We start from the raw sequence: 16,184 nt of genomic DNA, 5'->3' as shown, positions 1-16,184 counted from the left end.
TCGGAACTACTCAGCAGGCTGAGTATATTCTGTAAAGGTTGTGTAAAGGTTGTGTAAAGGGTCGGCTATGCCGATCCTTTTTTTGTTTTTCTGGCTCCTCTGCTTTTTTCTGATTCCCAAGCTCCCGCTTGGGAATCCTGATTGCTGAAGCTCTGTTTCCTGTATGAAGCGGAGCTTCACGATGCCTGTGCCCAAGCAGAGCTTGGGCACCAGAAAAACCAGAAAAAGGTAACCAATAAGAAATACTAGACAGGTCGAGAACACAGGGGTTGGCTCCTATGGCACTCGAAATAATGGGTAGAATATAAGAAGATGACAGAAACAACAGTAATGGTAGGGCTGGGCAACAGGAGCTACCCTATTCGGATCAGTTCCGGCCTTATGGAAAAAATAGGGACTGATCTGAAGCAGAAGAATATCGGCACAAAGTACGGGGTTATTGCTGATGAGAATGTTGCGGCTCTGTACGGTGAACAGTGTATGCAATCTCTTCATGAGGCAGGTATACAGGCTCAGCTTATTACCTTTCCTCATGGCGAAGACAATAAAAACATGGCAACCGTGGCTGCCCTATCCAGTGAGCTGGCGCTTAAAGGTTTTGATCGTCGGGATGCCTTGATCGCATTGGGCGGTGGAGTAACCGGAGATATTACCGGTTTTCTTGCTGCCATATATATGCGTGGTATTCCCTTTGTTCAGATACCTACCACGCTTCTGTCTCAGGTTGATAGCTCTGTGGGGGGAAAGACCGGTGTTGATCTGCCGGAAGGGAAGAATTTAGTCGGTGTTTTTTATCAGCCTAAGGCTGTGTATATTGATACAGATGTTCTGAAAACTCTGCCTCCTGATGAGTTGCGGGGAGGACTGGCAGAGGTGATTAAGTACGGTGTGATTCATGATGCTGACTTTTTTTCCTTTCTTGAGCAGAAACGAGAGGCAGTCTTTGCCTTAGAGCAGGATATTCTGACGCAGCTGATTGCCCGTTGTTGTGAAATTAAGGCCTGGGTAGTGGAGCAGGATGAGCGGGAAGGCGGCTTGCGGAGAATATTAAACTTTGGTCACACCATTGGGCATGCTGTGGAGGCTGCTTCGGAATTTCAACTTATTCATGGCAAGGCAGTAGCCATTGGCATGTGTGCTGCTGCTGAGCTGGCTGTGCGAACGGGTTGTCTGGGGGAGAAGGATGCGCTGGCTATCCGAAAATTGATTGAGCAATATCAACTTCCTGTCGCAATACCTGTTGAGCTTGACCGGGACGTAATCAAGAGCTATCTGCTGAGCGATAAAAAGACAGTTGCTGGTCGTGTTTTTTATGTCCTGCCTGAGACCATTGGTCAGGTCATTATTACTGATCAAGTGAGACAGAATGATGTTGATGCTGTAATTGCCTGCTGATTTTTTCATGAAAGGAATTGTATCTCTATATTGAGTTTGCTATACTATTTAATGATAGGCAGAAAAGAGTTGCTGGAAAGAGAAATGCTGTGCGGTTCAGCAAGAAAAAATGAGTAGGGCTGTTTTGCAGATTTTGCAGCCTCCCTGTTTGCACGATTTATTATTTGTGAGGGGCTTAAAAAATGAAAAAAATAATTTTATTGGTGGTGTTAGTTGCCGGAGGAGTTGCCTTGTCGGCAACAGTCTTTGCACAAACTGCGTCACAAACTGGGTCACTAATTCCGGTGTTGTCTCTTCTTCTTTTCGGCCAAGAAGATAACAATGGTTCTGGTGGTTCCGATGTTACAGGAAAATTAAATGATACTGGGATTATTAAGGATATCTCAGGAAACTTATGCAATGGGACAGGGGATACAGATGGGGTTCAGGATTGTTCCCAAGGTCTTGATAAATATGATGGCAGTCAATTTGGTGATGGTGATGCAAATGGTGATGCCGGGTTCAGTTTTACTGAGATCAATAATGGAGCCTGTGTACTGGATAATGTTACAGGTCTAGTCTGGGAAGTCAAGACGGCCTCGAATGCTAGTGATAAATATAAGTTGGAAACAGCAACGAGTTATGCAGAAAGCTTTAGTGGTTGTGGTAATACATACAGCTGTCGTCTTCCTACAGTTAAAGAATTGTTGAGCATAGTTTCGTACGGTGCTTTAGCATTACCCTTGATTGATACAGATTATTTCCCGAATACCCCCCAGTTCGCGGTTTATTTGAGCGGGACTGAAGTTGCCAATGGCTCGAGTACTTCTTCTGGAAAAGTTTGGGGTGTTAATTTTTTTACTGGATTTACAGACCCTAATATTTCGCAGAGCACTAGCGACTATAATGTACGGGCAGTGTGTACAGCACCCTGAGTAAACAACTAACTTTGATTTGAGCGGAGGATATATACCATGCGAAAACTTATCCATTTGATGACGTTTATTCTGCTTTTGCTTGGGACGGTAAGTTGGGCTTCAGCAGCATGCGATACCGATTTATCTGCTTCAACGCCGAGTTCGCAGTTCTCTGTAGACGCAGTAAATGGCACTGTAATAGATACAAAAACAGGCCTGATGTGGAAGCAATGCCTAGAGGGAGATCCTGACTGTTCTGGAGATCCGCCCAAATACACCTGGACCAATGCAGTCAATCAAGTTGATGCAGCCAACCTAAACTCAGGATTTGCCGATTTTACAGACTGGCGTCTGCCGAATATCAAGGAGCTGCAGTCTATTGTTGAAGAACAGTGCTCATCCCCTGCAATCAATGAAGATATCTTTCCTGGCACTGTTGCTGAAAAAATCCTGAGCAATTCCCCGAAAGACAGCTCTACTTGGTTGACGATTGACTTCAGCTCCGGTGCCACACTATCTTCTGATGCTGAAAATTATGTCCGCCTTGTGCGTGATGTGCCAGAATAGTACGTTTGGTTCTCAGTTTTTGACCCTCTTGAAAAAAAACGAAAGATCAGGTATCCTTCTGGATATTTGATCTTTTTTTTGTCACTAGCTGCTTGTGAACTCTATTCATATACCTTTAAAAGAGATAAAAGCGTAACACCATGCCAATTTACGAATTCTATTGCCAGGATTGCAATACCATCTTTAATTTTTTTTCCAGCCGAATCAATACGGAAAAACGTCCGGATTGCCCCAAATGCGGACAAAAAGAATTGAGCCGTCAGATGTCCCGCTTTGCTGTGATTGGCAAGGCCAGGGAAGAGGATGCGGATGATCCTTTAGCTGGCATGGATGAAAGCAAGATGGAACAGGCTTTTGAGGGCTTGATGCGGGAAGCTGAAGGAATGAACGAGGAAGATCCCCGTCAGATGGCGCAGTTGATGCGAAAATTTACCGATAAAACCGGTATCTCAATGGGCGAGCAGATGGAAGAGGCCCTTTCCCGAATGGAGGCTGGAGAAGACCCGGATCAGATTGAGCAGGAAATGGGAGATCTTCTTGATTCTGACGATGCCTTTTCTCTGGATGGCCTGAAAAAAAAATTGAGCTCCGGTACACGCCCACCGGTTCATGATGAGACCCTGTATCAACTGTAGAGGTTGCGAGGGAAAGTTTGCCCTTTTTATAGCGTGTAGACTACAGGTATACCGGGCAGACACACAGGTCTGCCCCTACAGCTAAAAATCGAAACCTTATTTTTGTGACCCCCCTAACCGGAGAGTAGTATGGGAACAGATAATCTTGTCTTTCTTGAAGCACTGGAATGGTTTGATGAAACCGGCCAGGAGTTGCTCTATCGATTACCAGAGTCTGGATCCGGGGAAATTAAGTACGGTGCTCAGCTGACCGTGCGGGAAAGTCAGGCAGCAGTACTGTATTATAAAGGCAGGGCAGGGGACGCCTTTGGTCCTGGACGGCACACTCTGAAGACTGGTAATATTCCGATTATTACCAAGATCCTCTCTATCCCCTGGGCAGGGACCAGTCCTTTGCGGGCAGAGGTCTATTTTGTTAACCTGAAGGTCTTCCCCAACCTGAAATGGGGTACCCGTGACCCGGTGGCATTTCGCGATTCCGAGCTGGGCTTTGTTCGGCTTCGGGCGCATGGGGTCTTTAATATCCGCATTGTTCAGCCGGTCTTGTTTATTAATACCCTGGCCGGAACAATGGGCAAATATAATACCGAACAGATTGAAGACTATCTGCGACGGGTTATTGTGTCCCGGCTCAATGATTATCTTGGCGAGACCCTGGAAACCCTTTTTGATCTGCCTGCGCAGTTTGATGAGTTGGCAGCAGGATTAAAAAAACGGCTGGTCAAAGACTTTATTCGTTTTGGTTTAGCCCTGGATGAATTGTATATTTCTTCCATAACTCCCCCTGAAGAGGTACAGGCTGCCATTGATGATCGCAGTCGTTTGGGAGCGATTAAAGACATGGACAAGTTTATTCAGATGAAGGCAGGCATGGCTATGGAAAAAGCAGCCCAGGCCAATAACGAGGCCGGAGCTGGTTTGGGTCTGGGGATGGGGATGATGATGCCTGGCATGTTTGCCAATGTGACCAATGCCCAACAGAGTAATGTGCAACAGCAGAACAGTGGTCAAGCATCTTCAACCAAGCCAACAAGCGTACCAACAACCGAATGTTCAGATTGTACCAATACCATAGCTGCTGATGCCCGTTTTTGCCCGTTTTGCGGGCATCAGCAGGTGGTTCTTTTGCAATGTGGCAATTGTGAAAAAAATTTAACTCCAGGCGCAAAGTTCTGCTCCAGATGTGGTCATCGGGCAGATGAAAAACCTGCTGCCCCGATTTGCCCGCATTGTCAGAACGAAAATCTTCCTGGTGCAAAGTTTTGTGATAATTGTGGTCAACAGGTCTCCTGATTCTTCCCCTGAAAAGAAGATTTGCTTACCGAATAATTTTTTTGGAGGGATGAAGACCTGAGTCAGCAGTGGTGTTGGGCATAAGTATCCCATCTGGTCCTATCAGGGTACCAGGATTCGTTACCGAGTTACAGCCTGTTTGGACCCGATCACCAAGAATAGCGCCGAATTTCCGTAGCCCTGTATCAATGAGCCCCTTGTCTGTTCTGAGTTGTACGTTTCCTGGAAGAAAGCGCAGGTTAGCAAACTTTGTTCCAGCCCCGAGATTGGCATCATTGCCTAGGATAGAGTCTCCCAGGTAGGCAAAATGACCAGCCTTGGCGTCGTTGAAAAATATGGAATGTTTTACCTCTGTGGCGTGACCAATAACGCAACGTTTTCCTGTAAGGCAGTATCCTCTTATGTAGGCACCTTGTCGTACTTCTGTGTGGTCTCCTATAATCGCAGGTCCTTTGATCAGGGATCCTGATTCAATCATTACACCCTTGCCCAGCTGAATCTTTTGTCCCATAATAACGACGCCAGCCATGATAACAGAAGCTCCAGGAAGCGGCTGGCCATCCCGGAGGACAGATAATTTTCCTTTTCCCACATTATCCCAGGAAATGGCACATCCTTTGCTACTGTGCAGGCAATTATTATAGTAGATCAGGTGGTTTTTCAGAGGAACCCCATCCAGCAGCTCTTCATGCTTGAATGCGCTGTAGTCCTGGCTGTTCATATAGGTCTTTAAATTGATCAAGCCACCCCAGACAGCGTCTGTTCCCTGGAAAATTTTTTTATGGTCAAATTCGGTGAGGTCAAAAAATGATGCAGCTTCAAGCATTGTTTCTCCTGAACGTGTAGAGTTGAGTTGTGTAGAAAGACATTTAGTGCTAGTAGTTGTTTTTTTGCGTTTCTGTTTGTCCTGGTATAAAAAATGAGCCTGTTTTTCGTGGTAACAGTTTCAAAGAAAGAGAAGATAGTGTAAGATTGCCGTGTTTTTCCCATGGAGTTGTCATACCTCCCTTGACGTACTATAAGGTTATGTTTACTTTCTTTCAACTCTTCATGCAGCAAACAGTAATGTCTCCAGTGCGGCCTTTAGGGATCTGGTAGTAACTATATGATATAAAGAGGATAAAGATGGAAATTGACGACTCGTTATCAGCCAGTATGGATGATTTCGCAGAAAATACCCAAGATATGGATATACCGGAAGAGCTGCCCATGATGGCAGTTCGGGATGTGGTTGTTTTTAACTACATGATTCTCCCACTTTTTGTCGGACGTCCTGGTTCTATATCAGCAGTAAACGAGGCCATGGAAGGCGATAAGCTCCTGATGTTGGTCACTCAAAAAGATGCAACCAGTGACGACCCGGAACCGGAAGATCTGTATCAGGTTGGCATGGTTTCCATGATTATGCGGACCTTAAAACTGCCGGACGGAAGACTGAAGGTTTTGGTCCAGGCCTTGTCTAAGGCTGAGATAAAATCATATGAGCAGAAAGACCCCCATTTCCGGGTAAATGTTGGTTTGCTTGATGAGGAAATCACTGAGGAGGTGACTGTAGAAGTAGAGGCCTTGATGCGTCTTGTCCGGGAGCAGACCGAGAAGATTATGTCGCTTCGCGGTACTCTTTCAGCTGATTTAATGGCGATTGTGAATAATATTGAGGAGCCAGGCCGTCTTGCTGATTTAGTGGGTTCTAATCTCCGGCTCAAAGTCGCTGAATCGCAGAAGATTCTTGAAAGTTCAAACCCTGTGGAACGACTGCGTCTTGTAGCAGACCTGCTTAATAAAGAGATGGAAGTTGCCACGGTTCAGGCAAAAATTCAATCTGATGCCAAGGAAGAGATGTCGCGCTCACAACGGGAGTATTTTCTTCGTGAGCAGATGCAGGCCCTGAAAAAGGAGTTGGGTGATGATGATGCCTATTCTCAAGAGATTGAAGAGTTGGGCAGGAAAATTAAAAAGAAAAAAATGCCCAAGTATGCCCGCAAAGAGGCGCGTAAGGAACTCAAGCGTCTTGAAATGATGCATCCTGATGCGTCTGAAGCCAACATCATTCGCACCTATATTGAATGGATTATTGACTTGCCCTGGAAGAAATCTTCCAAGGATTTTCTGGATCTGGAAAAAGCAGCCCAGGTTTTGGATGAGGATCATTACGGCCTGGAAAAAATTAAGGAACGGATTCTTGAGTTTCTTGCTGTACGAAAACTGAATAATGATACCAAAGGACCGATTCTCTGTTTTGCCGGCCCTCCTGGAGTTGGTAAGACTTCTCTGGGACAAGCAGTTGCCAAGGCAATGGGGCGTAAGTTTTATCGATTATCTCTTGGTGGGATGCGTGATGAGGCTGAGATTCGGGGACATCGCCGTACCTATATCGGAGCCATGCCTGGTCGTATTCTCCAGGGCTTGAAAAATGTAGGAACCAATAATCCTGTTTTTATGATGGATGAGATTGATAAAGTCGGTTCTGATTATCGGGGTGATCCCTCATCAGCTCTGTTGGAGATTCTTGATCCTGAGCAAAATAATAGTTTTTCTGATCATTATATGAACATGCCCTTTGACATGTCCAAAGTCATGTTTATTACAACTGCCAACCGGACAGACACCATTCCCGGGCCGCTGATGGACAGGATGGAGGTTATCCGGCTTGCTGGCTATACATTGGAAGAAAAAACAGTTATTGCGAGGAAATATCTGCTGCCAAGACAGGTGAAGGAAAACGGGATCAAACAGCGGCTTGTCAAGCTGAACGATGAGACCTTGAAATTTATCATCACGCATTATACTCTGGAGGCCGGTGTCAGGAATCTGGAGCGGGAGTTGGGCAAGATCTGCCGTAAGCTGGCGCGAAAAATTGCTGAAGGTGGTAAAGGGCCGTATACGATTTCTCAGAATACGTTGAAGAAATACTTGGGGCCACACAAATATCTGCCGGAAACCGAGTTAGATACCTTGCAACAGCCAGGCCTGGCCATTGGTCTTGCCTGGACTTCAGTTGGCGGAGCCCTGCTCCATATCGAAACTTCAGTGCTTCCAGGAAAGGGGAAACTTTTATTGACTGGTCAGCTTGGGGATGTGATGAAGGAATCAGCTCAGGCTGCTTTGACCTATTGCCGGAGCCGGGGCAAGGCCTTGGGTGTAAGCGAGGAGTATTTTGATACCATTGATATCCATGTTCATGTCCCTGCCGGAGCTATTCCTAAGGACGGTCCGTCAGCCGGTATTACTATGACAACAGCTCTCTGTTCGGCCATTACCGGGAAAATGGTAAAAAAAGGCATGGCCATGACTGGCGAAGTAACCCTGAGAGGGCGGGTGCTTCCCATTGGCGGTTTAAAAGAAAAATCGCTTGCTGCGTTGCAGGCTGGCATTAAACAGATTATCATTCCGCAGGACAATGAAAAGGATCTTGTTGAAATTCCAGAAGAAATGCGTAAAAAGCTATCCTTTTTCCCCGTAGAGCATATGGATGAAGTTATTGAACATGCTCTTGGTGATTTGAAAAAAACAGCTGGAAAAAAGAAGTAATGTATAGTATGCTTTTATCCTCTAAGCGGTCAGGGTAAATCATGCAAGCAAAAAGTATACATGGAAATTGCCGGGAGACGCAGGGATTCATCGGTAATTTTTATAGTAATGAAAAGGATCTTTTGGAAATTCCAAAAGAAAATTCGTAACAAAACTTCCTTTTTTTCAGGAGAGCACATGCATGAAGTTATTAAGCATGTTGCTGGTGATAAAAAAAACTGGAAAAAAGAAGTAATATATAGTATGCTCTTATCCTGACCAAGAGGTCAGGGTAATCATGTATGTAATGTAAGCAAAAAGTATACATGAAAATTGCCGGGAGACTCAGCGAGTCATCGGCACTTCCTTTGAGGGAGGGAGAATTGAGGAATTTTTTTCCGCAATCAGGTCTAACAGCCGCTCCGCCCAATCTTTTTTTACCTGTCAGGATTTCCATCAGTGTTTTACAGATGCGTTTTTCCGCACGGTATCGTCTGTTATTATCAAGTTGAGCATATTCTGATTGACCTGTCCTGTCATCTCAAGAGCGGACTGATTTGTTCTGTCTGTTGATGATCCTCAGTTTGCCGTCATGGCAGAACCGGTTCGTTTACAGATAACCTCTTCCGTTTTTGCAGAACCAATTTTTGAGAGAAAAAATGGTGATTGAGCGCTTCCGTATGCTGAGATGGCTCCTGTGCCGTATTTATCCTCAAGCCGTAACGCGGTTATAACTTTAAAATACTCTTTTTACTATTTTTATTAGTAATACCCTACATAGTTCAGGCTTAAGAAAGAACTATAATAATAACCAGTTAACAAACAAGGAGAAATCATGACTGCAAGATTAATGGAATTGGAAGAACAGGATTACGGGCATAAGCCGATAGAAGTCCGTGAGACAGATAAGTATAAAGAAGAATATGTTAGCTCTTTTGTCGATAAATGGGATGAGCTTATCGGCTGGGATGCCCGTGCTGAGAGTGAAGGAAACTTTTTTATAGATATTCTTAAGGAGCGCGGCGCAGAACGGATTCTTGATGTATCTACCGGCACAGGATATCATTCTGTGCAGTTGTTAAAAGCAGGTTTTGATGTGACCAGTGTGGACGGAAGTCCGGTTATGCTGGCAAAAGCCTTTCAGAACGCCAAGAAGCACGGTTTGGTACTCCGGACTGTTAATGCGGACTGGCGCTGGCTGAATAAGGATGTCCATAGTTCGTATGATGCTGTTATCTGTTTGGGCAATTCTTTTACGCATCTTTTCGATGAACGTGACCGTCGGAAGTCTCTTGCCGAGTATTATGCTGTGCTGCATCATAATGGTGTGTTAGTTATTGATCATCGGAATTATGACACTATGCTTGATGATAAATTTAAATCTCAGCATAAATATTATTACTGCGGTGAAAATGTGAGCGCAGAGCCAGAACATATAGATGAAGGGCTAGCGCGTTTTAACTATGTTTTTCCGGACAAATCATCGTACCATCTGAATATGTTTCCTTTGCGCAGAGAATATATGCGCCGACTGATGAAAGAAGTCGGGTTCCAGCGTATTCAAACCTACGGTGATTTTGAGGAAACCTACAAGCAAGATGACCCCGACTTTCTCGTTCATGTTGCAGAAAAAGAGTATCTGCTGGAGGAAGAAGGTAATGAGTAGTGAGTACTCAGATGTGGTCGAGCAGTCAAGAGACTACTATAACAGCGCGGATGCTGATGAATTCTATTATAATATCTGGGGCGGTGAGGATATCCATATCGGTATGTACGAAAAAACCGAAGATGATATACGAACGGCAAGCAGGCGGACTGTAGCTCATCTGGCTGCTTGTGTAACCGAACATCCCCGTAATGGCTCAATAAAAAAAGTTCTTGATATTGGGTCGGGTTATGGTGGAGCAGCCCGCTATTTAGCGAAGCAGTACGGATGGAATATATCGTGCCTGAATCTGAGCGAAGCTGAAAATGAGCGGAACCGGAAGAAAAATAAGGAAGCTGGACTGGATGATCTCATTGAGGTCGTTGACGGCAGCTTTGAATCCCTTCCTTTTGATGATTCTTCGTTTGATTTGGTCTGGTGCCAGGATGCTATCTTACACAGTGGAGATAAAGCAAGGGTCTTTGAGGAGGTTCACAGAGTACTTCGACCTGATGGGGAGCTTATTTTTACGGACCCTATGCAGAGCGATAATTGCCCGGAAGGAGTACTTGATCCCATACTTGCACGTATTCATCTTGACCATCTGGGCTCCTTTGCTTTATACAAGGAGCTTGCAGAGGAAAAAGGATTTCGTGTTCTGAATGTGGAAGAACATACAGAGCAGCTCTCCACACATTACGCACATGTGGCAGATGAAACCAGGAGAAATTATTCTGTAATATCTCAGTACTCAAACCCGGATTACCTCGACAGGATGCTTACTGGCCTTGAGCACTGGGTCAGTGGCGGTAAAAAAGGGTATCTTGCATGGGGCATACTCCATTTCCAGAAAAAAACATCCTGACGAGCCTCTGTAACAAAAAAGATATATTATGAAGCCTGACTTTATCGAATACATCCAAAATCACGTTGTGCTGGGCGATGGAGCCCTTGGCTCCTACCTTTTTGAAAGGGGGGTTGAGCGTGGACGTAATTTGGATTTGATGAATATCCAGTCACCTGATACGATCTTGAATGCTCATGAAGAGTATATCAGGGCAGGAAGCCAGTTGATTGAGACCAATACCTTTGGTGCAAATCGGTTTAAACTGCGTGAGGCTGGCGTTGAAGAGCAGGTATGGGAGATTAATCGGGCCGGAGCGGAAATTGCAGTAAAAGCGGCAGGACATCAGGTCTATGTAGCTGGTTCTGTAGGTCCTTCTGGGATTAATTTTTCCAATGATGATCAAGAAATTACTTCTGATGATATACGGGAGAGTTTCTCTGATCAGATACGAGGTTTGGCAGAGGGAGGAGTCGATGTCCTGATTATTGAGACATTTTCCTCTCTTGATGAAGTGTTACTTGCCATTGAGGTGGCCCGGAGTGAGGCACCAGAACTCCCTGTTATTGGTCAGATGGTTTTTCCTGCCCATGGAATGACCGTGCAGGGAGATGAAGCTTTGGTGTGTGGACGGGCCATGATCCAAGCCGGGGCTTCCGTAGTGGGGACCAATTGCGGGCGCGGTATTGATAGGATGGTTGCGACCATTAGCAACCTGTCTGGTTTGGCAGGTGAAGGGGTTCCGCTCTCTGCTTTTCCTAATGCCGGCATGCCTGAGTTAGTAGGACATCGCATGATCTATCCTGCTCAGCCTGGCTATATGGCCACTCGAGCCAGGGAGATGATCCGTAAGGGAGTGCATCTTATTGGCGGTTGTTGCGGTACTGCTCCTGCTCATATTCAGGAGTTTCGTTCTGCCCTTAAAATTAAGCCGGTACGAGTCCAGGTTCAAGAGGTTCCTGTTGCAGAGGATGTTCAGGAAGAGAGCTTTGCTGAGCCACAGAATGGTGGTTTTCTGGAAAGCCTTCAGCCAGGACGATTGCCTATAATTGCGGAGCTTGACCCACCGACCCATTTAGATGCAGAGCCTGTTTTAGCTGGTGCTGAACAACTGGCAAAAGTCGGAGTCGATGCCATCTCGCTGGGTGAAAACCCCTTGGCCATCCTGCGTGCAGGAAATCTCGGTGTGGCCTCCCTGATTCGCCAACGTACTGGTCTACAGACCATTATTCACCAAACCGGACGTGACTTGAATGGCCTTGGCCTCCAATCCCGGATGATGGAAGCGCATCTCCTTGGGATAGAGGCTGTGCTTGCAGTATCCGGGGACTCGGCCGCAGGCACGGATCAGCCAGGAGTGAGCGGAATCTTTGATCTGCGTTCATCAGGCTTGATCAGAATGCTGGACAGTATGAACCGGGGAATGAATATGGCTGGGCGTTCTCTCAAGGAACAGACGAATTTTTCCATAGGGGCAGCTTTTAGTTTTCCGCCTACCTCTCCTGATCTGCAAATTCGGCGGTTGGAGAAAAAGGCTGCACTTGGAGCACGTTATGCTATGACCCAACCGCTTTTTTCCGTTGATGCGGTTGAGCAGATGATGGAGCGAGTAGAGAATATAGATATTCTTATCTTCCCAGGTATCTTCCCTCTTATTTCCTCTCGCAATGCTGAGTTTCTTCATAATGAAGTACCAGGAATTTATGTTCCTGAAGAGCTGCGAAAACAACTTGCCCGTTTTGATGAGGTTGCTGACCAGCGTAAGGTTGCTTTGGAGTATACATCGGAATTGGTAGAAGGAATTTCTTCCTTTATTGATGGATTGTACTTGATTAGTCCATTGAATAAATGGGATATTATTCTTGATTTCGTTGTTCAGGCTCGCCAGGCGGGCTGGAAAGGGAGTGGACGGGCGGATAAATTGGCATCAACTCGCTGAAATTTCAAGTAACTCTTTTGATTTTATCAGTGTGATTCTTAAGGCTCTTCAGGGATTTCCAGGGTTCATCGGATTACCTGCCGGACGCCTCCTGTAACCCAATGGGTTTAAGAAAACCTGTTGAGTATCTTGCAATATTTGGCATGGCCAATATTAAAAAACAAAACACGGTCTAAGACCGGTCGTAGTTGCTCTCTTTGAATCACTGAAAAAGAAAGTCGTGTAAAATACCGTCGGCAGGGTATCCTCTGCTGTTTGAACTGGCAGGTATGCCCTTAATCGTCAGTGGTTGGATAAATTGAGAGTATTTTGCGTTAAATGAGTGTATGAGAATATCTGAGGACTTGTTTTTTTCAACAGACCTGGTAAGGGTGGGGTTGAAATTGAACAGTAAGACCAACTACCGGCTGGGAAGCCTGCCGGTCGCTGGACTTTCAGTCCGTTTTTTTTAAATTCACCGAATTTTAGTCGGTGAGTCATTTAGTTAAGGAGAATTTTTTATGTCAAGTCATCTTTTTACTTCAGAATCTGTTTCAGAAGGCCATCCTGACAAGGTGGCTGATCAGGTTTCCGATGCTGTCTTGGATGCCATTCTGGAGCAGGATCCACATGCGCGGGTTGCCTGTGAGAGCTTGGTTACTACTGGTCTCGCCATGATTGCTGGAGAAATTACCACTTCTGCCTGGGTGGATATGCCGGAGATTGTCCGTCAGACCATCAGAGGTATTGGGTATAATTCTTCAGATATGGGCTTTGATTGGCAGTCTTGCGCTGTTATGACCTCTATTGACAAGCAGTCAGTCGACATTGCTCAGGGAGTTGATGAGGGGACCGGGCTTGACCTGGATCAGGGAGCCGGAGATCAGGGGTTGATGTTTGGTTATGCCTGTGATGAAACCAAGGTACTTATGCCCATGCCCATAGCCTATGCTCATCGTTTGGTAAAATGCCAATCTGAAGTGCGAAAAAACAGGGTGCTGCCGTGGCTCCGTCCTGACGCCAAGAGCCAGGTCACCATTCAGTATGAAGACAACGTGCCCAAGCGGATAGAGGCAGTGGTTGTTTCTACCCAGCATAGTGAGGATGTTTCCTATGCAGATCTGAAGGAAGGGGTGATGGAGGAGATTATTAAACCTACCTTGCCGGCAAACATGATTGATGAGAATACGAAATACTTTATCAATCCGACTGGTCGTTTCGTCATCGGCGGGCCTGTGGGTGATTGCGGCGTTACTGGCCGTAAGATTATTGTTGACTCCTATGGTGGACGTGGTTCCCATGGTGGTGGTGCCTTTTCTGGTAAGGATCCTTCCAAGGTAGATCGTTCTTCCTCCTATATGGGCCGCTACGTTGCCAAGAATATTGTTGCTGCTGGCCTTGCATCAACAGCCGAGGTTCAGGTGGCCTACGCTATTGGTATTGCCAAGCCGGTTTCCATTAATGTGAACACCTTTGGTACAGGCAAGGTTTCTGAAGAGCGTCTGATTCAGCTGGTTGATGAGGTCTTTGACCTGCGTCCCAAGGCGATTGTTCAACAGCTTGACCTGCTTCGCCCTATTTATAAGAAAACAGCGGCATACGGTCATTTCGGTCGTGAATTGCCCGAGTTTACCTGGGAGCGAACAGACAAGGCTGAAGAGCTGAAGAGCGCAGCAGGAATCTAAAGAATTTCTGTTTATCTCTTGCAGGGGATACGGTACGCCGTGCCCCTATTTTCGAAATAAGGGATGGAATATTTCTTATTGAATCCCTTATTGTTTTTTGTATATTTGATGCCGAGCGATGCGTCATGCCTTGCTCGGTTTTTTTTATAATCTCCTCCGCAGGATTGTGTTGGTTATTTTTTGCGGAAGAGAAGTGAGTTATCTTAAAGGAGTACGTTGTATCATGAGTGATTATAAAGTTGCAGATATGAGCCTTGCTGAATGGGGACGCAAGGAAGTCGCTATTGCTGAGACAGAGATGCCTGGCCTGATGGCCTTGCGCGAGGAATATGGTCAGGAAAAACCTTTAAAAGGTGCCCGGATTGCCGGCTGCCTGCATATGACCATCCAAACCGCTGTTTTAATGGAAACCTTGGTCGAGCTGGGAGCAGAACTACGCTGGTCTTCCTGTAATATTTTTTCCACCCAGGATCAGGCAGCAGCAGCAATGGCTGAGGCTGGCATTCCTACCTTTGCCTGGAAGGGCGAGACAGAGGAAGAGTTTTGGTGGTGCATTGAGCAGACTATTTTTGGGCCTGATGGCTGGAAGCCCAATATGATTCTGGATGATGGCGGTGATCTGACCCAGATCATGCATGAGAAATATCCGGAAATGATGAAGGATATTCGTGGGATTTCCGAAGAAACCACCACTGGTGTGCATCGCCTGAACGAGATGGCCAAGGAAGGCTCCTTGCTTTCTCCGGCCATTAATGTTAATGATTCCGTTACGAAATCAAAATTCGATAACCTGTACGGGTGCCGTGAGTCATTGATCGATGGGATTAAACGGGCCACGGATGTCATGATTGCCGGTAAGATCGCTGTGGTTATCGGGTACGGAGATGTGGGCAAAGGTTGTGCTCAGGCCCTGCGCGGTATGGGAGCCATTGTTTATGTGACAGAGATTGATCCTATTTGTGCTTTGCAGGCTGCAATGGAAGGTTTCAAGGTTGCCACCATGGAAGAGGCTGCTGCGGTTGGTGATATGTTCATTACCTGCACTGGTAACCTGGAGGTTATCAGCAGAGCCCATATGGATAAGATGAAGGATCAGGCCATTGTCTGCAATATTGGTCATTTTGATTCTGAAATTGATATTGCTGGACTCGGCGACCTGGAATGGGAAAACATTAAACCCCAGGTGGATCATGTGATCTGGCCGGATGGCAAGCGCATCATTGTGCTGGCTGAAGGCCGATTGGTGAACCTTGGATGTGCAACCGGGCATCCCAGCTTTGTTATGAGTAATTCCTTTACTAATCAGGTTCTTGCTCAGATTGAATTATGGAAGAACCATGCTCAGTATGAGAAGCAGGTGTATTTTCTCCCGAAAAAGCTTGATGAGATGGTAGCTCGTTTGCACCTGGGAAAAATTGATGCTCATCTCACTGTGTTGAGTAAAGAGCAGGCCGACTATATAGGCGTTCCTGTTGAAGGCCCCTATAAACCGGAATATTATCGCTATTAAGCGAGACAAAGAGATATTGAGCTGTACGTTATAACCAGCTCTGTCAGAAAGGCACAGGGATTTTCTCTGTGCCTTTGTTGCTTTTTTCAATATATTATATTGTCTTTTTGACGCATTCTTTGGTAAACATGAATGAATAGTGCCTCAATATTTTGTTAACACAGGCCCCTGACAGCCTTTTTCTGCTAGCTGGTTAATCTTTTAATTTTACACCAGAAAAAAATGGACATTTGAGATTTTTCTGGTATTAATGTAATAAAAAACGATTTGTCATTGGTAACCAAGG

Annotated in this window: 12 protein-coding genes; 11 read left to right on the top strand and 1 reads right to left on the bottom strand. The window is 45.7% G+C overall.

Annotated features, from left to right (window positions below; genetic code table 11):
- The first annotated feature begins 312 nt into the window (after positions 1-312).
- From aroB to L2082_RS06365, 5 genes are all read left to right on the top strand, one after another.
- Entirely contained in the window at positions 313-1,395 is a 1,083-nt protein-coding gene (gene aroB / locus L2082_RS06385) for a 3-dehydroquinate synthase (RefSeq protein WP_446009794.1), read from the top strand.
- Between the two features lie 182 nt (positions 1,396-1,577).
- Positions 1,578-2,309 carry an Lcl C-terminal domain-containing protein gene (locus L2082_RS06380; RefSeq protein ID WP_446009795.1) on the top strand — a complete coding sequence of 244 codons (732 nt, stop codon included), beginning with the start codon at positions 1,578-1,580 and terminating at the stop codon, positions 2,307-2,309.
- A 39-nt stretch (positions 2,310-2,348) separates the two neighbouring features.
- Positions 2,349-2,858 (top strand): Lcl C-terminal domain-containing protein, encoded by a 510-nt coding sequence (locus L2082_RS06375; protein ID WP_446009796.1) that lies wholly within the window; start codon positions 2,349-2,351, stop codon positions 2,856-2,858.
- 140 nt (positions 2,859-2,998) lie between these two features.
- Positions 2,999-3,493 (top strand): FmdB family zinc ribbon protein, encoded by a 495-nt coding sequence (locus L2082_RS06370; RefSeq protein WP_446009797.1) that lies wholly within the window; start codon positions 2,999-3,001, stop codon positions 3,491-3,493.
- A gap of 129 nt (positions 3,494-3,622) precedes the next feature.
- Positions 3,623-4,786: an SPFH domain-containing protein gene (locus L2082_RS06365; RefSeq protein WP_446011546.1), complete on the top strand. Its 1,164-nt coding sequence runs from the start codon at positions 3,623-3,625 to the stop codon at positions 4,784-4,786.
- 25 nt (positions 4,787-4,811) lie between these two features.
- Here L2082_RS06365 and L2082_RS06360 read toward each other — a convergent pair whose 3' ends face one another.
- Positions 4,812-5,612, bottom strand: a complete 801-nt coding sequence (locus L2082_RS06360) for an acyltransferase (protein WP_446011545.1) — start codon at positions 5,610-5,612, stop codon at positions 4,812-4,814.
- A gap of 299 nt (positions 5,613-5,911) precedes the next feature.
- Here L2082_RS06360 and lon point away from each other — a divergent pair, with 299 nt between their 5' ends.
- From lon to ahcY, 6 genes are all read left to right on the top strand, one after another.
- Complete coding sequence (gene lon, locus L2082_RS06355; protein ID WP_446011544.1) at positions 5,912-8,317, top strand: endopeptidase La; 2,406 nt, start codon at positions 5,912-5,914, stop codon at positions 8,315-8,317.
- 814 nt (positions 8,318-9,131) lie between these two features.
- Entirely contained in the window at positions 9,132-9,962 is an 831-nt protein-coding gene (locus L2082_RS06350) for a glycine/sarcosine N-methyltransferase (RefSeq protein ID WP_446010851.1), read from the top strand.
- A complete protein-coding gene (locus tag L2082_RS06345; protein ID WP_446010850.1) occupies positions 9,955-10,806 on the top strand; it encodes a methyltransferase domain-containing protein in 852 nt (283 codons plus the stop codon). The genes L2082_RS06350 and L2082_RS06345 overlap by 8 nt, the downstream gene beginning before the upstream one ends.
- A 28-nt stretch (positions 10,807-10,834) precedes the next feature.
- Positions 10,835-12,724, top strand: a complete 1,890-nt coding sequence (locus L2082_RS06340) for a bifunctional homocysteine S-methyltransferase/methylenetetrahydrofolate reductase (RefSeq protein ID WP_446011543.1) — start codon at positions 10,835-10,837, stop codon at positions 12,722-12,724.
- A 500-nt stretch (positions 12,725-13,224) separates the two neighbouring features.
- Positions 13,225-14,388, top strand: a complete 1,164-nt coding sequence (gene metK, locus L2082_RS06335; protein ID WP_446010836.1) for a methionine adenosyltransferase — start codon at positions 13,225-13,227, stop codon at positions 14,386-14,388.
- A 223-nt stretch (positions 14,389-14,611) separates the two neighbouring features.
- Complete coding sequence (gene ahcY, locus L2082_RS06330; protein ID WP_446010835.1) at positions 14,612-15,898, top strand: adenosylhomocysteinase; 1,287 nt, start codon at positions 14,612-14,614, stop codon at positions 15,896-15,898.
- Positions 15,899-16,184: the final 286 nt, after the last annotated feature.

The organism is Candidatus Electrothrix sp. (assembly GCF_052785085.1).
Note: the sequence above shows the minus strand (reverse complement) of the source record. Positions and strands in the feature narration are given on the sequence as shown.